Below are 20,167 nucleotides of genomic sequence, written 5' to 3'. Positions count from 1 at the left end.
GCTCGTCAGCGCCGGTTCCCCGCCCGGATCAGAAGTCCTTGCGCAGCAACAGACCCGCATAGCGCTGGTCGTCACGCGGGACGAAGCGCACCGTACCAGCGGCGCTGCCATTGCCCAGGAAGCTGGAATAATGCGTGTTCGTGATGTTCTTCACATAAGCGCGCACCTGCCAGCCCGACTTGCCGGACAGCACCGCCACGCTGGCGTTCCAGATCGCATAGGCAGGCTCGATCGTGTTGGCCGTTTCAGACAGCGAATATTGGGTCTTGCTGCGGAACGAGAGATCGCTCTGGAGTTCCAGGTTGAGCGCATCGGTGACCGGGAAGCGATAGGCCGCATTGCCGTAGAGCTTGACCTTGGGCGCGAACGGCAGGGGCTGCCCGTTGATGTTGCAGCTGACCGCGGCGCCGACCGGGCAATTGAAATTCACCACCTTGGCGTCAGTGTACGCAGCCGACAGGTCGACGGTGAAGCCGCGGATCGGGCGAAGCGTCACATCGGCCTCCGCGCCGCGCGACCTGACCGAGCCTGCGTTGATCAGGCGAGTCACCTGCAACCCGCCGACCGTATCGGCGAAGTTCGCCTGATAGCCTTCGAAGCTCGTCGAATAGACCGCCAGCGCGTAGCTGAAGCTCCGGTCCGACGTATTGCCCTTGATCCCGGCTTCATAGGAATTCGAGGTCTCGGGCTGGAGCGGCACCTCGTCGAGCGGCAGGACCGTGGTGCCGACGAGCTGCGAGCGCATGTTGAAATAGACGTTGTAGCCCGGCCCCTTGTAGCCGCGCGAATAGGTGAAATAGGTCTGCGCGTTCTTGCCCAGGTCGAGCTGGAGGCCGAGCCGGTAGCTGTCGCCGCGCCTGCTCGTCGAGCCGGTCGCATTGTGGTAGCCGCGAATGCCCGGTCGATCGACCGACGGCGCCGCGGCCCCGAGATTGTTCGGGTCGTTGGTCGAGGTCCGGACATGGTAGAAATCGACATCGTCCCAGGTCGACCGGTAACCGGCGATGCCCCGGAAGAAGCTGGTGAAGTTGAGATTGGCCTCGCCGAACAGCGCGTAATTGTTGTTGGTGACGCCATAATTGGCAACGCCCACCGTGGTCAGCGGCCCCGGCAATGTCGTGATCGTACGCTGGTAGCGCTCATCGGTATCGGCATGGAGGTAATAGGCACCGAGAACATAGTCGATGAAGCCTCGCTTCGGCGAGGTCAGCCGCAGTTCCTGCGAGAACTGGCGCGAGTTCACGTCGCCGAAATCCTCGCCCTGCGGGAAGCCGACCGCCAGCGTCGAGATGCCGTCGAAATCCTGATGCTGATGGTTCAGCCATTTGCGATAGGCCGTGATCGAGGTGACATGATAGTCGCCAAGCGCAAGTTCCCCGGTCAGCGACACGCCGAAATTCTTGTCGCGAACATCCGAATCGAAGTTCGACGCGATGGTGCGATTGTCCCGTGAGGGCACCACACCGGCACCGGCGAGCAGCCCGGCGAGCGCAGCCGAGTTGGTGACGACATTGGTCGGATACGCCGTCTGCGATGTGGACGCGTAGATCGCGGTCGGCACGGTATCGCGCGACTGGAGATAGTCGCCTATGACCGTGAACTTCAGGTCGTCGTTCGGCGTGAAGATCAGCTTGCCGCGGCCGCCATAGCGTTCGAACCCGTTCACCTCATGACCGTTGGTGAGGTTGCGGACGTTCCCGTCCCATTTTGTGTAGAGGCCGCCGATCAGGGCCTGGAGCTTGCCGGGGATGAGCGCGCCGGAAACACCGGCCTTCACGCGATATTCCTCATCGGTCGTGATGCCGGCCTCGCCGAACGCGCTGAACTGGTCGGTCGGATTCCGGGTCACGATGTTGACGACGCCGGCCGACGCGTTCTTGCCGAACAAGGTACCCTGCGGCCCGCGCAGCACCTCGACCCGCTCGACCTCGCCCAGATCGAGCGTCGACTGGCCCGGGCGAGTCAGCACGACGCCGTCGAGCACGGTCGAGACCGATGGCTCGACGCCGGGCGAGGTCGTGATGGTGCCGACGCCGCGGATGAAGATGGTGCGATCCTTGTTCGACGCACCCGTACGGAACTCGACCGACGGCACCGAGGTCGCGATCGACTGGAGATTGTTCAACTGGCGGCTGGCGAGCGATTCACCGCTGATCGCCGTGATGGCGATGGGAACGTCCCTGACTGCTTCGGAACGATAGCGCGCCGTCACGACGATCTCGTCGTCCTTGCTTTCATCGGGGGCGGCCGGCTCCGGCGCTGATTGCGCCCAGACCATGTTCGGCGCCAGCGCGCTGCTCGTCGCGAGCAGCATGAATGCGATAAATTTCGAGCGCCGGCTGGTCATCGATCTACCCTCTTTATGTCAGTCCCTGTGGGGCGGCGTATAATCCACCGATTTGGTGGGAAAAGAAAGTTTTCCTTCCCCACCCTGTAGTCGCAGGTGCCCGGTCAGACGCCGGGCTGCATCACCGACGGGCCGACCCGCCGAATGCGCGGCAGCAGCAAATGAATCCAGCCAAGCGCCAGGAGATAGGCGACGCTGGCGAAGGCGAAGAGCGGCCCGTAGCCAAGCCCGGCCGCAAGGACGAGGCCGGCGATCTTCGCGATCGCCATGCCGCCGAGATTGCCGCAGAAAGCCCCGAAGCTGGTGACCCTGCCGACTTTCGCGTGCGGCGTCACATCGGCAATCAGGGCGAACACGCTGGTCGAGAAACCCTGATGTCCGGCCAGCGCCAGGGCGAGTAGCGCGACCGCCGGCCCATAGGCGTCGACGTGCAGCGCAAGCGGGATCGGCACCACGCACAGCGCGGAGGCGAACATCACGCTCTTGCGCACCCGGTTCTCGGTCCAGCCACGCCCGAGTAGCGCGCTGGAGGCAGCTCCGGCCACGAGCGAGCCGAGCGCTGCGCCGGTATAGGCAATGGCGAGCGGCGGCCCAAGCGCGGTGCCGCTCAGGCCGAACTGGCGATTGAAGAAGTCCGGCATCCAGAAGAGCATCAGCCACCAGGTCGAATCCGACAGGATCTTGCCCACCGCGATCGCCCAGGTGCGCCGTTCGGTAAGGATCGGCCCATAGGTCTCGACCGGCGTGTCGCCTCCGGGCGCGACCTCGCGTTCTGCGCCGAACCTCACGCCGCGGGTCGCCAGCAGCCAGACGCCCGCCCACAGCAATCCCGCCACGCCCGCGGCGACGAACGCGGCGCGCCAGCCCCATGCAACGGCGACAGCCGGGATGAACAGGGGCGTGATGATCGCCCCGATGCTGTTGATCCCGTTCGTCAAGCCGAAGCCGAGCGAGCGAAGCCGCGGCGGGAAGATCGTCGCGATCGTCTTGATCCCGCTCGGGGTGCCCATTGCCTCGGTCGCGCCGAGCGCCACCCGGCACAGGATGAACTGGGTGAATCCGCTGGCCCAGCCATGCAGCATCGCCGACACGCTCCAGGCCGCGACCCCGACCGGGTTCGCCCATTTCACGCCGAGCCGGTCGACGATCGCGCCGGTGAACAGGAAGGCAATGGCGGCCGCGCCCTGAAACCAGGCAGCCAGCGTGCCATAGTCGTTATCGGACCAATGAAGATCAGCGCTGATAACCGGCTTGAGGATCGAGATGATCTGCCGGTCGACCAGGTTGAGGATGCCGGCCGTGAGGATCAGCGCGAACAGCAGCCAGCGGCGGCGCGGCGACATCGTCACGCGACGGTGACCTGCTCGCCATTCTGGAGGATCCGGATCGCATTGCGCCGAAGCTGGCGCGTGCCGGGGTTGAGCATCGCCTCGGCGGTATATTGCGCGAGATAGACCCGCCTCGGCGCCGTGCTGAGATTCGCGCCGGTGGCGTGGAGCAGGAGGCTGGAGAAGGCCACCACGCTGCCGGCAGGCACTTCGATCGCAAGGCCTTCCTCGCCGGTCGCGACCGCGAGATCATTGGTCGCGGCCTGCCGGTCATGAGTGCGGATACCATCCAGATGGCTCCCCGGGATGACGCGTACCGTGCCATTCTCGATCGTCGTGTCGTCGAGCGGGCACCAGCAGGTGAGATAGGGCAGATGATCCGCCGGCCCGCCATTGCCAACGACATAGCCGGAATCCTGGTGCCAGCTGAAGGCGAGGCCCCGGTCCGGCCCCTTCACGACATATTGGTCGAAGAAGAAATAGGCGTCGGGTCCAAGCGTCGCCCGGCATATCTGCGCCATCGTCCGGCTGAACAGCATCCGGCGGAGCGACGGCTGTTCGCGCTGGCATTCATTCGCGAAATAGCGGGTTCCGCGGTGGCTCAGCCCAAGCGCATCGACGCCCGCCGCATCCATCCGGGCATTCTCGCGCGCGACGAAATGGTCGCATTCCTCGCGCAGCAGATCGAGCAGATCCCCCGCCAGGATGCCGGGGAACACCGCATAGCCCTCACGCGCAAAACTACCGGCCTGCGCCGCTATCGCCTGATCTGTCTCCATGGGGCGAGGCTATGCCGGGGACCGGGTGTTGGCCAGCCCAGTTTTTCTATGGATCGGATCGCCTATGCTATGACCAGCGGGCCGTGATCGAGGCGTGGCAGGACGTGCCGCGCGAACAGGTCAGCCTCGGCCCCGTGCGGATAGCCCGACAGGATGAACGCCTCGATGCCGAGCGCCCGATATGCCTCAAGCTTGGCGAGCACCTGGTCCGGATCGCCGACGATCGCCGCGCCGCATCCCGACCGTGCCCGCCCGATACCGGTCCAGAGATTGTCCTCGGCATAACCCTCGCCTCCCGCCGTCTCGCGCAGTTCGGCCTGGCGCCGCACGCCCGCGGACTGGGAATCGAGCGATTTCGCCCTGATCGCCGCGCCCGCCGCGTCGTCGAGCCGCGAGAGGAGCCGGTCCGCCGCGTCCCGCGCCGCAGCCTCGGTCTCGCGCACCACGACATGAACGCGATATCCGAAGCGGAGGCTGCGGCCGGCCTTGTCCGCACGGGCGCGCAGGTCGGCGATCGTCTCGCGCACGGCTTCCATCCGGTCCGGCCACATCAGATAGACGTCAGCCCCCTTCGCGGCGGCTTCGCGCGCATCTTCCGACAGGCCGCCGAAATAGAAAGCCGGCGAGCGGCCCGAAACCGTGCCGACGCGCGGCGGGTCAAGCTTGAGCTTCCAGAAATCGCCGTCATGATCGAGCGGCCGTCCGTCGAGCAGCGTGCGCAGGATATGCATCGCTTCCACGGTGCGCGCGTAGCGCGGGGCACTCGCGAGCGTTTCGCCGGGCAGGTCGCTGGAGATGATATTGATCGTCAGGCGCCCCTGCCCGCTCTCATCCGCGCCGAGGATACGATCGATGGTTGCGATCTGCCGCGCAAGCTGCGGCGGCCAGCTCTCACCGATCCGCACCGCCATGAGCAGCCGGATACGACGGACGAGCACGGCGATCGCCGCGGCAAAGGCCGTGGTGTCGATGCCGAGCGCATAGCCCGACGGCAGCAGGACATTGTCGAAACCGCCGCTCTCGGCCTGAAGCACGATGTCGCGGCAATGCTCCCAGCTCGACTGGAGCTTCGGGTCGGGCACGCCGAGATATTCATAATCGTCGTCGCACAGCGCCGAGAACCAGCTGACCTCGCAAGCATTCATGGCAGGCGTTCTCCGATGGAGGCTTCGAGCACCGCGTACCATTCGGCACGTGTCCATTCGACCTTGAACGCGTCGCATGCTTCCCGGATGCGCGCCGGCGTCTGGCTCCCGACGATCGGAATCACGGTCGCCGGGTGCACCATCAGCCAGGAATACGCCGCGGCGCCGGCCGACACACCGAATTTCCCGCCCTGCGCCGCGAGCAGGCCGCCGACCGGGCCGTCAGCCGCGCCGAGGCGCCCACCGCCGAGCGGCGACCAGGCCAGGACCGCCAGATCATGCGCCATCGCCTGGTCGACAACGCCGTCCCACAGCGGCGCGGTGCGCAGCGCGGAAAATTCCGGCTGGATCGACGCGAGAGGGACCGAAAGAAAGGCGAGCAGCGCCGACACCTGCGGAGTCGTGAAGTTCGAAACGCCGATCGCCCGGACCTTGCCCGACTGGACCATCCGCTCCAGCGCACGAGCGGTTTCCTGCGGATTGGCCAGGAGATCGGGCCGATGGATCTGCCAGAGATCGACCTGATCGACACCAAGCCTGCGGAGCGAGGCATCGAGCGCCGATTCGAGATAGGACGGGCTCGAATCATAGGGAACGTCCAGCACGATCCCGCCCTTGGTGGCGAGGACCATCCGGGCACGCAGTTCGGGCGCGTCGGCAAGCACGCGGCCGAGCAGCGCTTCGGCCGTGCCGAAGCCGGCGCCGTCGGCACCATAGATGTCGGCCGTATCGAACAGGGAGATGCCCGAATCGAGCGCTGATTCGACGAGCGCCCGGGCGGCAAGGACATCATCGCCCTTGAACCGCCACATGCCCCATGCCAGCGGGGAGACGGAAATCCCGCTCTTGCCGAGCGGGCGCGATTCAGAAGGGCGTGTAAGCATGCGCGCTCATGGCACAAGGGACGACAAGGTGGGAGAGCTTATCCGCTACGGAATCGTCGGCACCGGAATGATGGGGTGCGAGCATATCCGGAACATCCGGTTGCTGCCCGGCGCCCGGATAACGGCGATTGCCGACCCGGTCGAAACGTCGCTTGGCTGGGCCGACGCATCGCTCGGCGACGCGCGGCCCCAGCGCTTTCGTTCGGCAGCGGAACTGGCGGAAAAAGGCGAGGTCGACGCGGTGGTGATCGCCTCGCCCAACAACACGCACCGCGATACGATCGCCCCCCTGTTCGATCGCGGTATCGCGATCCTGTGCGAGAAACCGCTGGCGACGACGATCGAGGATGCCCGGTGGATCGCCGACCGCGCGGCCGGCCATTCGGCCCCCGTCTGGACCGGCATGGAATATCGCTACATGCCGCCGGTCGCGCGCTTCATCGCCGATGTCCATGGCGGACGTATCGGCCGCCTGCAGATGCTGGCAATGCGCGAGCACCGCTTCCCGTTCCTCGTCAAGGTCGGGGACTGGAACCGTTTCTCGCGGAATACCGGCGGCACGATGGTAGAGAAATGCTGTCATTTCTTCGACCTGATGCGCCTGATCGTTCAGGCCGAACCGGTACGCGTCTTCTGTTCCGGCGCAATGGACGTCAACCACCGCGACGAGCTTTATGGCGGGGAGCGGCCCGACATCATCGACAACAGCTATACCGTGGTCGATTTCTCCAACGGCGTTCGCGCCCTGCTCGATCTGTGCATGTTCGCTGACGGTGCCGAGCATCAGGAGGAGATCGTGGCGACCGGCGATACCGCGCGGCTCGACGTCATCGTCCCGCCCGGCGACATCATCTTCTCGCCGCGCGTCGGCTTCCGCGCTGAAAAGGCCGTCGTTCGCGAGGCAATCGCGGTGGACGAGGCAGCGATGGCCGCCGGATCGCATCACGGTGCCACCTTCCATCAGCACGAGGCGTTCGCGCGCGCGGTTCGGGGCGAAGGCCCTGTCGAGGTGACCGCCGATGACGGCCTGCGCGCGGTGGCGATCGGCGTCGCCGCGGAGATCAGCGCCCGTGAACATCGCGTCGTCGAGATGTCCGAACTCGGGATGTGACAGCGCGCGCCCGGCCGAGTGCGCCGGCGCTAGCTGGCCCTCGCCGCTTCCGCCGCGCCCAGGACGCGCAGGAAATTGCCGCCCCAGATCGCCTTGATCTGCGCTTCGTCATAGCCGCGCCTGACCAGCTCGCGGGTGACATTGAGCGCATCGGCTTCACTGTCGAAGCCGATGACCCCCGATCCATGGTTGAAGTCGGAACCGATGCCGACATGCTGCCAGCCGATCCGCTTCGCGATATAGTCGATATGATCGACGAACTCGGCCAGCGTGCCGCGCGACTGGGCAACGCCGACCTCATCGATGAACGCGTCCTGTCGTTCGTGGGAAAGGCTGCTTGCGTCGTCGCTCGGGCCCTTGAACGTCGCCGGCAATCCATAGCGTGCACGGACCTCGGCAATCCGGCGCAGGCTGTCGGCGTCCTGCTTGTGAAGATAGGGGGAAAAGGGCGTGACCTGCACCACGCCGCCATTGGCCTTGATCGCATCGAGCTCCGCATCCGACAGGTTGCGTGTGTTGTCGATGAGCCCGCGCGCACTTGAATGGGTGGCGACGACCGGCGCGCGAGTCAGGTCCAGTGTCTGCAGCAAGGCCGCGGTCGAGAGCTGCGAGACGTCGATCAATGCGCCCAGGTCGTTGAGCCGTTTGACCCCTTGGCGACCGAGTGGAGACAGCCCCCCATTCACGCTTTCGGGCTCGTTCCAGGGACGCGACGAATCAGCGAAATCATTGTGTCCGGCATGGTTGAACGCGAACACGCGCACGCCAGCCTTGTAGAAGGCATCGAGCTGCGAAAGGTCGCTGCCGATCGACCGGGCGTTCTGGAAGCCGATGATCACAGCGACCTTTCCCGCGCGGTGCAACCGTTCGACGTCACCGGCGTCGAGGGCCAGGCCGATGCGGCCGGGATTGTCGGCGACGAACGCCTTGATCCAGGCAAGCTTCGCATCGGCTTCCTTGCGCGCCGCGGCCACACCCGTTGCGTCGCGCGGCCCGGGGCCCACCGCCACCGCCAGCACCACCGCATCCACCCCGCCCGCGATCAGGCGCTTCAGATCGGCCCGGGAGCCGCCATCAGGCAGGAAATAGCGTTTCGGTGTCGACGGGAGCAGGACGTCCGCATGGCTGTCGAGCGTCAACACTCGACGATGAATTCCGACCGCCCGGTCCCCGGCCGCCTTGTCGTCACCGGCGGATTGAGCATTCCCCGGCGCTGCCAGGCAAAGTCCGGCGAGGATGGTCGTTTTCAGCAAATGCTTCATGCGCCTTTTCCTTTTCCAATCGCGACGGTTGTCCGGGTCATTCACCCGCTTCTCTTGGGCGGATCGCTGGTTCGGCTGCCTCGACCACGCTGTCGGGCGGCACGTCGCGCCGCAGCCAGACATTGCCGGCGATGCGCGAGCGAGCGCCGACCGTGACCGGCCCGAGAAGCACGGCGCCGGCGAAGATCACGACATCGTCCCCGATCGCGGGATGGCGGCGCGTGGTGCCATCGCCCCCGCTCCCGTCATGCGCCCCGCCCGCTATTGCCGGCTCGCCCCCAAGCGTGACGCCCTGGTAGAGCCTGACCCGGTCGCCGATCCTGGCTGTCTCGCCGATCACGATTCCCGTGCCATGATCGATGAAGAAGCTTCGCCCGATGGCGGCGCCCGGATGGATATCGATGCCGGTCTCGGCATGCGCGACCTCGGCGACGACGCGCGCGACCAGCGGCGCGCCGAGGCGATAGAGCCGGTGCGCGAGCCGGTGATGGATGATGGCCGCGAGCGACGGATAGGACAGCAGCACTTCGTCGACGCTGCGCGCGGCGGGATCATTGGCATATCCCGCCTCGACATCCTCATCGAGCAGGCGCCGGATATCGGGCAGGCTCGCAGCGAAAGCACCGATGATGCGTTCGACCTCGAGCCCTTCCTCGAGACTGTCGATGCCGGGGCGCGCGATGCGAAGCTCGATGGCGATCTGAGCGCCAAGTTGCGAGAGGGTCGATTCGAGCGTTGCCTCGACCCACGCATTCTCGTTGCCGGCGGTCAGCTCGGGCGGCCCGAGGCGCAACGGGAAAAGTGCCGCGCCTAGTTCCCGCAGGATACGGCGAAGCGCCTGGCGCGATGGAAACTGGATCCCGCGCTCGGCATGGCGCGCGTGGCTGGCACGCCAGTCGAGACGCGCCTGCCTGAGCCCGTCGACGACGATCCCAAGCTCGCGGGGAAAGGCGATCGACGCGTCGTTTCCGACAGTGCCGGTCATCGTGCCGCCTGCCCGCTCAGCGTCACGGCCCCGCCCGTCCGGTTGGGCTTCCGGAAGAACGGCCGAGAGATGCGGGCCCGCTCAACCCGGTGTGATTGCTGCTTCGGCATGACGCGACCCATGGTTACGAGCCGCCCTGCCGGCCCATCACCATAATCTATCAATTTAGTGGGAATTAAAGCGAAGAAAAGATATGCCGCGCCCAACGCCCTCTTGCAGCAGCGGTGACGGTCGCTTCAGAAAGCCGGAAGCACGGCACCCTTGTATTTGTGCTCGATGAATTCCCGGACCAGCGGACTCCTCAGGGCAGCGACAAGTTTCTGCACCTTGGGGTTGGTCCGGGCGCTCTCCGGACCGACAATGAAATTGACATAGGGGCTGTCCTTGCCCTCGATCGCCAATGCATCGCGGGTCGGGTTGAGCCCGGCGTCGAGCGCATAATTGGTGTTGATCATGGCCAGATCGACCTGATCGAGGACGCGGGGCAGAGTCGCCGCTTCAAGCTCGCGGAATTTGAGCTTCTTCGGGTTGGTGACGACGTCCTTCGGCGTGGCCGAGATGCTTTTCGGGTCCCGCAACGTGACCAGCCCTGCCTTTGCCAGCAACTGGAGCGCGCGGCCGCTGTTGCTCGGTTCGTTCGGGATGGCGACCGTCGCGCCGTCCGGCAGATCGGCCAGCGCCTTCCACTTGCGCGAATAGGCACCGAAAGGCTCGACATGGATTCCGGCGATGGTGACGAGCCTGGTGCCGTGCGCCTTGTTGAACTCGGCGAGATAGGGTCCGGTCTGGAAATAATTGACCGCGATCCGCCCTTCCGCGACCTGCGTGTTCGGCTGCACATAGTCGTTGAACACCCGGACATCGAGATTGACGCCCTCCCGAGCGAGCATGGGCTTCACGAAGTCGAGAATCTCGGCGTGCGGCACCGCTGTCGCGGCGACGGTCAACGTGTCGGCCGCCCCCTCCCCGCCGGATTTGGCGCCGCAAGCGGCAAGGGCAAGAGAGCCGATCAGGGTAAGCAGGATTCGGCGGTTCATCGGCGGACCTTTCGTCAGCGGCTGAAATGAAGGACGAGGCGGTCGCCCGCCATCTGGAGAAACTGGACGAGCACCAGGAGCAAGATGACGGTCACGACCATCACATCCGTCTGGAAACGCTGATAGCCGAAGCGGATCGCGAGATCGCCCAGTCCTCCCGCGCCGACCACGCCGGCCATGGCGGTGAAGGACACCAGGGCGACAGCAGTCACCGTCGCCCCCGCGATGATGCCGGGCAGCGCCTCGGGCAGCAGCGCCCGGAAGACCAGATCGCGGGTCGTCGCGCCCATCGCCTGCACGGCTTCGATGGTGTTGCGATCGACCTCGCGCAACGCGGTCTCGACCAGGCGCGCGAAGAAGGGCGCGGTGCCGACGACCAGCGGTGGGATCGCGCCGAGCACGCCCAGCGACGTGCCGACGAGCAGCATCGTCACCGGGATCATCACGATCAGCAGGATGATGAACGGCACCGAACGCAGCAGGTTGACGAGGAGCGCAAGCACGCCGTTGGCCGCGCGGTGCGCCCAGGCCTGTCCCGGGCTGGTCAGGAACAGGATGATCCCGAGCGGCAGCCCAAGAAGGATCGTCAGCACCAGCGATCCGCCGAGCATCGCCAGCGTATCCAGACAGGCCTGCGCGATCTCGCGCCAGTCGACATTGCCGAGGAAGCCGCTCATCGAATCACCTGCCCGTAGCGTTCAAGCGCCGCGACCGCCGCGGCGGTATCCCCGCTGATGCCGAGGGTGAGCTGGCTGAAACGCATGTCCTTGAAGTTGCCGATCCGACCGTCGAGGATCGCGAGATCGGCGCCCGTTTCGCGTGCTACCCGCGTCAGCACCGGTTCCGACAGGGCATCGCCGCGCAACGTCAGGCGAACCACGAGCCCGTCGAATTCGGCATAGCCCCTGTCGATATTCTCGCCCGCCTCGGCGAGGAGCGCCCGCGTCTCCGGCGCTTCGGGATAGAGGAAAACATCGGCGACGGTCCCGTGTTCGACCACCCGCCCCGCGTCGAGCACCGCCACCCGGTCGCAGACCTGGCGCACGACATCCATTTCGTGGGTGATCAGGACGATGGTGATGCCTAGCTCGCGATTGAGGTCGGCGATCAGCGTGAGGATGCTTCGCGTCGTCTCGGGATCGAGCGCGCTGGTCGCCTCGTCGCACAGCAGGATGTCGGGACCTGTCGCAAGCGCCCGGGCGATGCCGACACGCTGCTTCTGCCCACCCGAGAGTTGCGCGGGGTATTTGGCGCCATGATCGGAGAGGCCGACGCGATCGAGCAGCGCCGGGACGCGCGTCGCGATGTCTCCCGGTGCGATGCCTGCGATCCGAAGCGGCAGCGCGACATTGTCAGCCACCGTGCGCGACGACAACAGCCCGAAATTCTGGAAGATCATGCCCACCCGACGGCGCAGCGCGCGCAGCGGCTCGCCCGCGAGAGTCGCGACATCGACGCCATCCACCTCGACCGAGCCGGCGCTTGGCCGTTCGAGCCCGTTGAGCAGCCGCACCAGGGTCGATTTTCCGGCGCCCGAGCGGCCGATGATGCCGAACACCTCGCCCCGCGCAATGTCCAGATCCACACCCGCGAGCGCTGCGTGCGCGCCATTGAATTTCTTGTGGACACCCTTCAGTCGGATCATGCGTTGATCACCTGCGCCGCGAACCGCTCCATCTCCTCCTTCTGGGGACTCATCTGGAGCAGCAGCAGGTCCAGCCCGGCATCCTCATATTCGGCGATGCGTTCCTTCACCTGCTCGGGCGTGCCGACAAGATTTGGCCTGAGGCCGCGGTTGGAGACCGAATATTCCTGGATCTTCAGTTCACGCTCGAGCTGGGTGCCCGACAGCCACTGGTCGAAATTCGCATAGCCTGCGGGCAGATCTCGCACGTCGGTGATGCGCGCGAGCTCGCGTTTCGCCTCGGCCTCGCTGTCGCGCACGATCGCATAGGCCGCCATACCGAAGGTCATCGGCTTGCCGCCGGCATCGGCCCGCCGCGCCCGCATGTCAGCGATCTTGGGCGCGATCGCCTCGACCGGGTCGCCGTGCATCACATAGGCATCGCATCGCCCGGCGATCATCGTCTTCGCCGCCTCGCTCTCGCCGCCGGCATACAGCACTGGCGCATGCACCGGCTTGGGCGAGCAGATCGCCTGATCGGTCTTGTAGAATTGCCCCTCGAAACTGAATCTTTCCGTGCGCCACAGGCCCCTCACCACATCGAGCCATTCAGCCGTGCGGGCATAGCGGTCGTCATGCTGGTCGAACTGCAGGCCATATTGCTTCGCCTCATCCGCCCACCAGGAGGAGACGACATTGAGCGACAACCGGCCGCCCGAGATTCGATCGATGTTCGCCGCAGCCTTGGCGAACAAGGCAGGCTGATGGAAATTGGGCCGCACCGCGACCATCAGTTCCTGAGTCCTGGTCACCGCCGCGACCGCAGCGGCAGTCGACCATGCGTCAAGCGCCGGCTCGGTCACCCCCTTGATGTCGTTGAGATTCAGCTCGGCGATGAGGGTCAGGTCATACCCGATCGCCTCGGCACGGATCGCCAGGTCGCGCGTATAGTCCCAGCTCGCCTCCATGCCCTCGTCGGGAACGTTGCGCAGCCAGCCGCCGAATACCGGCATCCAGTAGCCGTACCTCACGCCTTCGCCTCCCGGATCACGCCTTCCAGCCAGTCGGCCAGCCGTTCGTGCGGATCCCAGCCGAGTATGTCGAGCGGGCTGGCGACGAAATTGGACAGCGCGTTGATGTCGTAGAAGCGCGGGATTCCGTCGCGATCGTCGATCATCACTTCCACGCCACCGATATCGAGCCCGGCCGCGCCCGCGATACGCTCGGCAGCCGCCGCCAGTTCCGCCGGGACCCGGGCCTCGGTGATGGCGATCGCCGGCTTGCCGGGCGTGGTCAGGCAGACATCCGCGGGGCAGAGATCGAAGCTGCCGCCCCCATCGACATCGATCGCATAGAGAAATTTACCGCCGAGCGTTTCGATCCGGGTGATCTTGCCGTCGCGCACCGGCACATATTCCTGGATGAGCAACACCCGGTCGATGCTGTCGGGGACCGACTGGTCCGCGACTGCTTCGGCCAGCGCCTCGCGGCTGTCGTAGCGGACGATACCGGCACCCGACCCGCCGATGTTCGCCTTGACGACGACGGGAAAGCGCAACCCCTCGCTCGCCGCCGCCAGATCGGCCGTTCGCCGGACGACTCGTGTCGCGGGGATGGCAAGGCCTAAGGACGAGATCGTCGACAACTGCCGCGCCTTCGACGCATCGACAGCGAGCGTATCGGCGCCGTTGATCACCCGGGCACCCGAGGACGCCCAATGCGCCATCAGGGCCTGGGTATAGAAGATCGGATGTTCCGGCGAGCGCAGGAAGCTCGACATGGCGATGCGGTTGAACACGACCGGCGCCGGGAGCGTGCGGTCCCCGGGATCGAAGGCGTGGCCATCGGCATGGAGCGCGGCGTGGTCGATGCCGCGCCGATCGAGCGCGGCGAACAGCGGCTGGAACCACGAGGGATGCTCATAGACGATCGCTAGGTCAGTCATTCGGTGCCTTTGTGCGACATGCCCCAAGGACCGGCATGCCATCGAGTTCTTGCCTTTTACCGCCACTCGGGACGGATTCGGGCCAATGTCGTCGAGCGGCGGGATAGCGCGCCGGTCATCGCTATGGGAGAGATTCGCCTTTTCCGGGCCATAGCTAAAATTGATTTCAATCTCTATCGATGTAGTGGGATATTGTCCCGATTTCCTCACGCGCGGCGCCCCACTATCTCTGGCAGACGGGGAGACCGCCCCTGATGCATATAGGAGCTTCGCCAATGAGCGACACACCAAGCCGCCGCGGCGTTCTGCTTGCCGGGAGCGGCGGCGCGTTCGGCCTGTTCAGCTGGGCCGCAGGCGCGGCGACGCCCCCCGAGCAGCGCAGGCAGTTGACGCTGAAACGAAGCGCCGGCGTCCGTCCACGCAACATCCTGGTCGTCCTCACTGACGATCATCGCTTCGACGCCATGGGGTTCATGAAGACGCAAAGCTTCGGCGAGACGCCGACGCTCGACCGGCTTGCGCGGGAGGGTGTCCATTTCCGCAACGCCTTCGTCACGACGGCGCTGTGTTCGCCGTCGCGTGCCTCCATCTTCACCGGGCTCTATGCGCACCAGCACAAGGTGGTCGACAACAACCACCCGATTCCGCCCGGCCTGACCTATTATCCCGAATATCTGCAGGCGGCCGGATATGAGACCGCCTTTATCGGCAAATGGCACATGGGCGCCGAGACCGATACGCCACAGCCGGGCTTCGACCGCTGGGTCAGCTTCAAGGGACAGGGCAGCTACTGGCCCACCGAAGACGGCCTCAATGTCGACGGCAGGCATGTGCCGCAGCGTGGCTATATCACCGACGAACTGACCGATTATGCGCTCGACTGGATCGGCAAGCGCGACCGGAAGCGTCCCTGGATGATGCACCTCGCGCACAAGGCGGTGCATTCCGAATTCATCCCGGCGCCGCGCCACGCAGGCCGCTATGCCAAGGAGACGTTCCGCTATCCGGAGACGATGAAGCCCGGAACCCCGGGCCGGCCAATGTGGGTGGAGAACCAGCGCAACAGCTGGCATGGCGTCGACTATCCCTATCACGGGACGCTCGACGTCGCCGATTATTACAAGCGCTACATGGAAACGCTGCTCGCGGTGGACGAGGGTCTGGCCCGGATCATGGACCTGCTCCACCAGCGCGGCGAACTCGACGACACGCTGATCCTCTATATGGGGGACAATGGCTTCCAGTTCGGCGAGCATGGCCTGATCGACAAGCGCACCGCTTATGAGGAATCGATGCGCGTGCCGCTGCTTGCGCGATGCCCCGCCTTGTTCGGTCCGGGAACCGTCGATCAGGTCGTCGCCAATATCGACGTGGCGCCGACGATGCTCGCCGTGGCAGGGCTTGAGGCACCAGCCTCGATGGCGGGCGCCAATGCCATGCCCCTCGCACAGGGCAGGACGATCCCCTGGCGCACCGAGCTACTCTACGAATATTATTGGGAGCGCAATTTCCCGCAGACGCCGACCGTCCACGCGCTACGCGAGGACCGGTACAAATATATGCATTTCCACGGCATCTGGGACATTGACGAGCTTTACGATCTCCAGGCGGACCCCGGCGAGGCCGACAATCTTCTCGCCCGGCCGGGCCATGAAGCGCTGGCCGAGCGGATGAGCAGGAAGCTCTTCGCCAGGCTGGAGGAATCCGGGGGCATGCAGATCCCGCTCAGCCCGGACTCGGGCGAGCGCAACGACCTGCGCGACCCCAAGGGGCCGAAGGGCGCCCCCTTCCCGGACAGCTTTCTGCGCCCGCCAGCTGGGAAACTCGCCGCGCTGGCGCAAAAGCTGCGGCCGGGGTGAAACGCCTCACCGCCAGCCCAGGGCAGGCGCGACATGCGTCAGAATGGCGTCGAGGACATGGGCGTTATAGTCGACGCCAAGCTGGTTCGGCACGGTGAGCAGCAGCGTGTCAGCCTCGGCGATCGCCTCGTCAGCGCGCAACTCCTCGATCAGCCGCTCCGGCTCGGCCGCATAGGAGCGCCCGAAGATCGCGCGCATATTCGTCAATGATGCCGATCTGGTCGCTGCCGTCGCCGCGGCCGAAATAGGCGCGGTCCGTGTCGTTCATCAGCGCGAAGATCGATCGCGACGACCGAGACGCGCGGCTCCGCGCTGATGGCCGGCTTCCTTCCAGGCCTCGCGATAGAGGCGGATCTGCTTGGCCTGCTGCACATGGAAGGGCTCGCCAGTCTCGTCCGCCTTCAGCGTCGAGCTCTGCAGGTTCATGCCCTGCTTCGCGGCCCACGACGCCGTGGCGTTCGAGCGCAGACCCCACCAGATGCGCTCGCGCAAGCCGGCTCGAATGAGGCTCAAGCCGGAGCAGTCCCGGCGGATTCGGGAACATCGGTCGCGGGCTGGGCTGGGCGAAGCCCTCGCCCTTAAGCAGGTCGAGAAACACCTCGGCGTGGCGACGACCCATATCGGCATCGGTCTCGCCCTCCGCTGGCGCGTAGCCGAAATGGCGCCAGCCCTCGATCACCTGCTCCGGCGAGCCACGGCTGATGCCGAGTTGCAGCCGGCCGCCGGCGATGAGGTCGGCCGCGCCCGGCATCCTCGGCCATGTAGAGCGGGTTCTCGTAGCGCATGTCGATCACGCCGGTGCCGATCTCGATCCGGCTCGGTCTTCGCGCCGACCGCCGCCAGCAGCGGAAAAGGCGAGGCCAGCTGGCGCGCGAAATGATGCACGCGGAAATAGGCCCCGTCGGCGCCAAGCTCCTCGGCCGCCACGGCGAGATCGATCGACTGCAGCAGCACGTCGGATGCCGAGCGCGTCGCTGATTGCGTCGACGCCGACCAATGGCCGAAGGAAAGAAATCCGATCTTCTTCATATGATGTTCCTGACGCTGATGTCTGGCGAAAATGCAGTCCGGGCGTGAGCCAGCTTCCCTGCACAGATAGGTCGCCCATCGGACGAAAGCATCGTCGCGGCGTGGTACGCGTCGCGGAAAAGCTGTGTTTCCCGAAGCGGTGCTTCCCGCATGTTGAACCGCTGCGATCGAAGCCCTTTCTGACCGCTACCTCGCCCCTGCCGGGCACCAGTCCCCCGCAGTGGATACCCCGGACTGCGCAGGTCTTGTGTCGGAACATCCCGCGAAACGGGCATGGCAGGATTGACACCCCCGATGCGCTTCGATAGCGGCACCCCTCATTAAGTAATGATATATCATTATGCATTCCCGGGGGGAAACGATTTGCGTCATCTGGCAATCAAGGCGTTCGCTGCGATCTCGTTGGTCGGTGCCTCCGCACCCTATGCTGCGGCGCAGGAAATAACGGCGAATCAAGCCGATGAGCAGGTCCCGCCACAGGAAACGGATCGCCGCAAGAAGCCCGATATCGGCGCGTCCCAGGGCGATATCGTGGTCACCGGCTCGCTGATCCGCGGCCTGCCGAAAGAATATGTCGCCAGCCCGGTGTTTACCTATGGCCAGGCGGATATCGTGCACTCAGGTGCCGGTTCGGTGTCCGAATATATGCTTACAATACCGCAGAACTTCACCGGCGACCTGAGCGAGTTCGCGACGACCGGCGCCGGCATCGGCAGCCCGCTTGGCGATGCCGCCACCTACAATCAGTTCGACGGCTTTGCCGGTTTCGCGCTGCGCGGCCTTGCCTCGGACGCCACGCTGACCCTGCTCAACGGGCGACGCATGCCCTCGGTCGGCCTCACCGAGGCGCCGACCGTATCGACCATTCCATCGATGCTGATCGAACGCATCGACATCATCCCCGACGGCGCCTCGGCGACCTATGGTGCCGACGCCGTTGCCGGCGTCGTCAACATCGTGACCCGCAAGCCGGATCACGGCCTCGAGCTTCAGGCCCGCGGCGCGACCGCGACACGGACCGGCAAGGAGGACGTGCAGATCAGCGGGCTTGCCGGGCATTCGTGGGGCAGCGGCACCATCTACGGCATGGCGATGTACCAGAAACGATCGCCCTTCATCGGCGACCCGGTCGATGTCTCGGGGGAAGCGCTTCAGATAACGCAGCTCCCGAACGAGCGGCTCAGCGGCCTGTATGCGGGCGGGCGGCAGGAGGCCGGCGACTTCACCTTTTCGATTGACGCCTCCCGCTTCCAGCGTGACCGCAATTCACGTCAGATTTTTCTCGACGAGCCGGCCTTCAACCGGGAGTTCAAGACCCGTACCACAGGCGTATCGGTCTATAACGGCATCCACTGGCAGGGTAAGGATTCCACGGCGCTGGACCTGACCATGGACTATCACCGCACCCATACCGACAGCAGTTCCAGCCGGGTCGGGCGCTCGCCCAGCCTGCGCGATTCCACCAACACGCTGTTCGTCGCTGAACTGCGCGGCCAGACCGCGTTGGCGACATTGCCGGCCGGGCCGATCCTGGTCGCCGGCGGCTTCCAGTATCGCGCCGAGACGCTGCGTACCGACGCGACGATCTTCTTCAACCGCAATGGCGGCACCCGCAAGGTCAAGTCGGTCTTCGGCGAGGTCAACCTGCCGATCGTAGGTACTGAGCAGGGAGTACCGCTGATCCGGTCGCTGATCCTGTCCGCCGCCGCCCGATATGAGGATCTGGGTTTCGACAGGACGCTCTCGCCCAAGATCGGGCTGCGCTGGCAAATCGACCGATCCATCGCGCTGCGCGGAACCTATGCACGATCATTCCTCGTGCCCCGGTTCAGGAGCACGATCGGCATCGCCGAGCAGGTATCGTTCGGCCTGTATGACTATAAATTCCTCGACCCGAAGAATCAGAACCCCGCCCTGCCGGCAGGCAAGGCGCTGGTCATGTTTCGGGCGGGCGCCAACCCGGATCTCAAGACCCAGAAGGCCGATACCTTCACGGTCGGCGTGGATTTCACCCCGACATTCATCCCCGATCTCACCGTAAAGGCCGGTTACTACCGGATCAGGATATCAGGGCGTGTCGGGACGCCGTCGCCGGACGACAGCCTTTCGGTCAAGGACCTGCAGGTCTTCAACACGCTTAACCCAAGCCTGGCGCAGGTGAAGCAGGTCATCGACAATCCGGCCGTTTTCCGCCGGTTCGCTGAAGTGCCGTCGATCAATGGCGGCGATCTCACCTTCTTCGACAACGCGGGCCAGGTGCCAGCCAGCCTGTTGTCCCGGGTGCAGCTGATCGCCGACATCAGGGCACAGAATTTCGCCGTCGAATCTACCGACGGCCTCGACCTCGACCTTGCCTATCGCACCACATTGTTCGGGGGCACGGCGATGGTGAACCTGACCGGCCAATATATTCTCAACCTCGATCTCAAGGCCGGCGGCTCGACGGCGATTTCGCGGCTCGATGGGTATGCGAAGCCGGCCGACCTGCGGCTGAACGGCACCATCGCCTGGGGACGCGGCGCTTTCTCGATCGGATCGGTGGTCAATTATGTCGATGGCTTCACGGACGACCGCCCCAATGAGCCGGTCCGGAACATCGGGTCGTACACGACGGCCTCCCTGTTCCTTGGCGTCGATCTGCGCCGACTGCTGGTGTCACCCTTGTTCAGCGGCAGCGAGGCGCAGCTTGTCGTCGCCAACCTGTTCGACCGGCAACCGCCCCGCGTCGTCAACGGGGTGGTGGGGTATGATCCCTATAACAATCCGCCCAATCCGAGGACAGTGGGCCTGGTCCTGAGCAAGCGGTTCTGACGGCACGCGGCATCCGGCTGG

Annotated in this window: 18 protein-coding genes; 3 read left to right on the top strand and 15 right to left on the bottom strand. The window is 65.3% G+C overall.

The features are described from left to right. Nucleotides 1-28: 28 nt before the first annotated feature. The 5 genes from P0Y59_00250 to P0Y59_00230 all read right to left on the bottom strand — a co-directional run bounded on the left by P0Y59_00250 (nucleotide 29) and on the right by P0Y59_00230 (nucleotide 6,483). Nucleotides 29-2,347, bottom strand: a complete 2,319-nt coding sequence (locus tag P0Y59_00250; GenBank protein WEK00169.1) for a TonB-dependent receptor — start codon at nucleotides 2,345-2,347, stop codon at nucleotides 29-31. A gap of 104 nt (nucleotides 2,348-2,451) precedes the next feature. After that, nucleotides 2,452-3,690, bottom strand: coding sequence for an MFS transporter (locus P0Y59_00245; GenBank protein ID WEK02452.1), 1,239 nt, complete (start codon nucleotides 3,688-3,690; stop codon nucleotides 2,452-2,454). A 2-nt stretch (nucleotides 3,691-3,692) separates the two neighbouring features. Then, a complete protein-coding gene (locus tag P0Y59_00240; GenBank protein ID WEK00168.1) occupies nucleotides 3,693-4,454 on the bottom strand; it encodes a phytanoyl-CoA dioxygenase family protein in 762 nt (253 codons plus the stop codon). 62 nt (nucleotides 4,455-4,516) lie between these two features. Beyond that, nucleotides 4,517-5,599, bottom strand: coding sequence for an LLM class flavin-dependent oxidoreductase (locus tag P0Y59_00235; GenBank protein WEK00167.1), 1,083 nt, complete (start codon nucleotides 5,597-5,599; stop codon nucleotides 4,517-4,519). After that, nucleotides 5,596-6,483: an aldo/keto reductase gene (locus P0Y59_00230; GenBank protein WEK00166.1), complete on the bottom strand. Its 888-nt coding sequence runs from the start codon at nucleotides 6,481-6,483 to the stop codon at nucleotides 5,596-5,598. Before P0Y59_00230 ends, P0Y59_00235 begins: the two co-directional genes overlap by 4 nt. On the opposite strand from P0Y59_00230, the gene P0Y59_00225 reads away from it, so the two are divergent. Beyond that, on the top strand, nucleotides 6,482-7,594 hold the full coding sequence (locus P0Y59_00225) for a Gfo/Idh/MocA family oxidoreductase (protein ID WEK00165.1): 1,113 nt from the start codon (nucleotides 6,482-6,484) through the stop codon (nucleotides 7,592-7,594). The genes P0Y59_00230 and P0Y59_00225 overlap by 2 nt on opposite strands. Before the next feature lie 29 nt (nucleotides 7,595-7,623). Here P0Y59_00225 and P0Y59_00220 read toward each other — a convergent pair whose 3' ends face one another. The 7 genes from P0Y59_00220 to P0Y59_00190 form a co-directional block, all read right to left on the bottom strand. Next, nucleotides 7,624-8,856, bottom strand: coding sequence for a membrane dipeptidase (locus P0Y59_00220; GenBank protein ID WEK00164.1), 1,233 nt, complete (start codon nucleotides 8,854-8,856; stop codon nucleotides 7,624-7,626). 37 nt (nucleotides 8,857-8,893) lie between these two features. Then, complete coding sequence (locus tag P0Y59_00215; protein ID WEK00163.1) at nucleotides 8,894-9,841, bottom strand: serine O-acetyltransferase; 948 nt, start codon at nucleotides 9,839-9,841, stop codon at nucleotides 8,894-8,896. A 236-nt stretch (nucleotides 9,842-10,077) separates the two neighbouring features. Then, nucleotides 10,078-10,878 (bottom strand): MetQ/NlpA family ABC transporter substrate-binding protein, encoded by an 801-nt coding sequence (locus P0Y59_00210; GenBank protein WEK00162.1) that lies wholly within the window; start codon nucleotides 10,876-10,878, stop codon nucleotides 10,078-10,080. Nucleotides 10,879-10,892: 14 nt separating this feature from the next. After that, nucleotides 10,893-11,555: an ABC transporter permease gene (locus P0Y59_00205; protein WEK00161.1), complete on the bottom strand. Its 663-nt coding sequence runs from the start codon at nucleotides 11,553-11,555 to the stop codon at nucleotides 10,893-10,895. After that, the gene (locus tag P0Y59_00200; GenBank protein WEK00160.1) at nucleotides 11,552-12,523 is read right to left on the bottom strand and encodes an ATP-binding cassette domain-containing protein; all 972 of its coding nucleotides are present in this window, start codon (nucleotides 12,521-12,523) and stop codon (nucleotides 11,552-11,554) included. The genes P0Y59_00205 and P0Y59_00200 overlap by 4 nt, the downstream gene beginning before the upstream one ends. After that, complete coding sequence (locus tag P0Y59_00195) at nucleotides 12,520-13,533, bottom strand: LLM class flavin-dependent oxidoreductase (GenBank protein ID WEK00159.1); 1,014 nt, start codon at nucleotides 13,531-13,533, stop codon at nucleotides 12,520-12,522. The genes P0Y59_00200 and P0Y59_00195 overlap by 4 nt, the downstream gene beginning before the upstream one ends. Then, complete coding sequence (locus tag P0Y59_00190; protein ID WEK00158.1) at nucleotides 13,530-14,447, bottom strand: alpha-L-glutamate ligase; 918 nt, start codon at nucleotides 14,445-14,447, stop codon at nucleotides 13,530-13,532. The genes P0Y59_00195 and P0Y59_00190 overlap by 4 nt, the downstream gene beginning before the upstream one ends. 275 nt (nucleotides 14,448-14,722) lie before the next feature. Between P0Y59_00190 and P0Y59_00185 the strand changes: the two genes are divergently transcribed. Continuing rightward, nucleotides 14,723-16,306, top strand: a complete 1,584-nt coding sequence (locus tag P0Y59_00185) for a sulfatase (protein ID WEK00157.1) — start codon at nucleotides 14,723-14,725, stop codon at nucleotides 16,304-16,306. Between the two features lie 6 nt (nucleotides 16,307-16,312). On the opposite strand, the gene P0Y59_00180 is transcribed toward P0Y59_00185, so the two are convergent. The 3 genes from P0Y59_00180 to P0Y59_00170 form a co-directional block, all read right to left on the bottom strand. Further along, the gene (locus P0Y59_00180; GenBank protein WEK00156.1) at nucleotides 16,313-16,513 is read right to left on the bottom strand and encodes a hypothetical protein; all 201 of its coding nucleotides are present in this window, start codon (nucleotides 16,511-16,513) and stop codon (nucleotides 16,313-16,315) included. Nucleotides 16,514-16,573: 60 nt separating this feature from the next. Beyond that, the gene (locus P0Y59_00175) at nucleotides 16,574-16,798 is read right to left on the bottom strand and encodes a hypothetical protein (protein ID WEK00155.1); all 225 of its coding nucleotides are present in this window, start codon (nucleotides 16,796-16,798) and stop codon (nucleotides 16,574-16,576) included. A gap of 183 nt (nucleotides 16,799-16,981) precedes the next feature. Beyond that, complete coding sequence (locus P0Y59_00170) at nucleotides 16,982-17,335, bottom strand: hypothetical protein (protein WEK00154.1); 354 nt, start codon at nucleotides 17,333-17,335, stop codon at nucleotides 16,982-16,984. Nucleotides 17,336-17,698: 363 nt separating this feature from the next. On the opposite strand from P0Y59_00170, the gene P0Y59_00165 reads away from it, so the two are divergent. After that, complete coding sequence (locus P0Y59_00165; GenBank protein ID WEK00153.1) at nucleotides 17,699-20,146, top strand: TonB-dependent receptor; 2,448 nt, start codon at nucleotides 17,699-17,701, stop codon at nucleotides 20,144-20,146. The last annotated feature ends 21 nt before the right edge of the window (nucleotides 20,147-20,167 follow it).

The sequence above is a fragment of the Candidatus Sphingomonas phytovorans genome (genome assembly GCA_029202385.1).
GTDB classification, from domain to species: domain Bacteria; phylum Pseudomonadota; class Alphaproteobacteria; order Sphingomonadales; family Sphingomonadaceae; genus Sphingomonas; species Sphingomonas phytovorans.
This window is presented reverse-complemented; position numbering and strand designations above follow the sequence as displayed.

Excerpts from the sequence above, each read along its gene's own strand:
- P0Y59_00235 (WEK00167.1), bottom strand. The coding sequence starts at position 5,599 with ATGAATGCTTGCGAGGTCAGCTGGTTCTCGGCGCTGTGCGACGACGAT.
- P0Y59_00215 (WEK00163.1), bottom strand. The coding sequence starts at position 9,841 with ATGACCGGCACTGTCGGAAACGACGCGTCGATCGCCTTTCCCCGCGAG.
- P0Y59_00200 (WEK00160.1), bottom strand. The coding sequence starts at position 12,523 with ATGATCCGACTGAAGGGTGTCCACAAGAAATTCAATGGCGCGCACGCA.
- P0Y59_00220 (WEK00164.1), bottom strand. The coding sequence starts at position 8,856 with ATGAAGCATTTGCTGAAAACGACCATCCTCGCCGGACTTTGCCTGGCA.
- P0Y59_00170 (WEK00154.1), bottom strand. The coding sequence starts at position 17,335 with ATGAAGAAGATCGGATTTCTTTCCTTCGGCCATTGGTCGGCGTCGACG.
- P0Y59_00225 (WEK00165.1), top strand. The coding sequence starts at position 6,482 with ATGCGCGCTCATGGCACAAGGGACGACAAGGTGGGAGAGCTTATCCGC.
- P0Y59_00230 (WEK00166.1), bottom strand. The coding sequence starts at position 6,483 with ATGCTTACACGCCCTTCTGAATCGCGCCCGCTCGGCAAGAGCGGGATT.
- P0Y59_00185 (WEK00157.1), top strand. The coding sequence starts at position 14,723 with ATGAGCGACACACCAAGCCGCCGCGGCGTTCTGCTTGCCGGGAGCGGC.
- P0Y59_00205 (WEK00161.1), bottom strand. The coding sequence starts at position 11,555 with ATGAGCGGCTTCCTCGGCAATGTCGACTGGCGCGAGATCGCGCAGGCC.
- P0Y59_00210 (WEK00162.1), bottom strand. The coding sequence starts at position 10,878 with ATGAACCGCCGAATCCTGCTTACCCTGATCGGCTCTCTTGCCCTTGCC.
- P0Y59_00250 (WEK00169.1), bottom strand. The coding sequence starts at position 2,347 with ATGACCAGCCGGCGCTCGAAATTTATCGCATTCATGCTGCTCGCGACG.
- P0Y59_00245 (WEK02452.1), bottom strand. The coding sequence starts at position 3,690 with ATGTCGCCGCGCCGCCGCTGGCTGCTGTTCGCGCTGATCCTCACGGCC.
- P0Y59_00190 (WEK00158.1), bottom strand. The coding sequence starts at position 14,447 with ATGACTGACCTAGCGATCGTCTATGAGCATCCCTCGTGGTTCCAGCCG.
- P0Y59_00240 (WEK00168.1), bottom strand. The coding sequence starts at position 4,454 with ATGGAGACAGATCAGGCGATAGCGGCGCAGGCCGGTAGTTTTGCGCGT.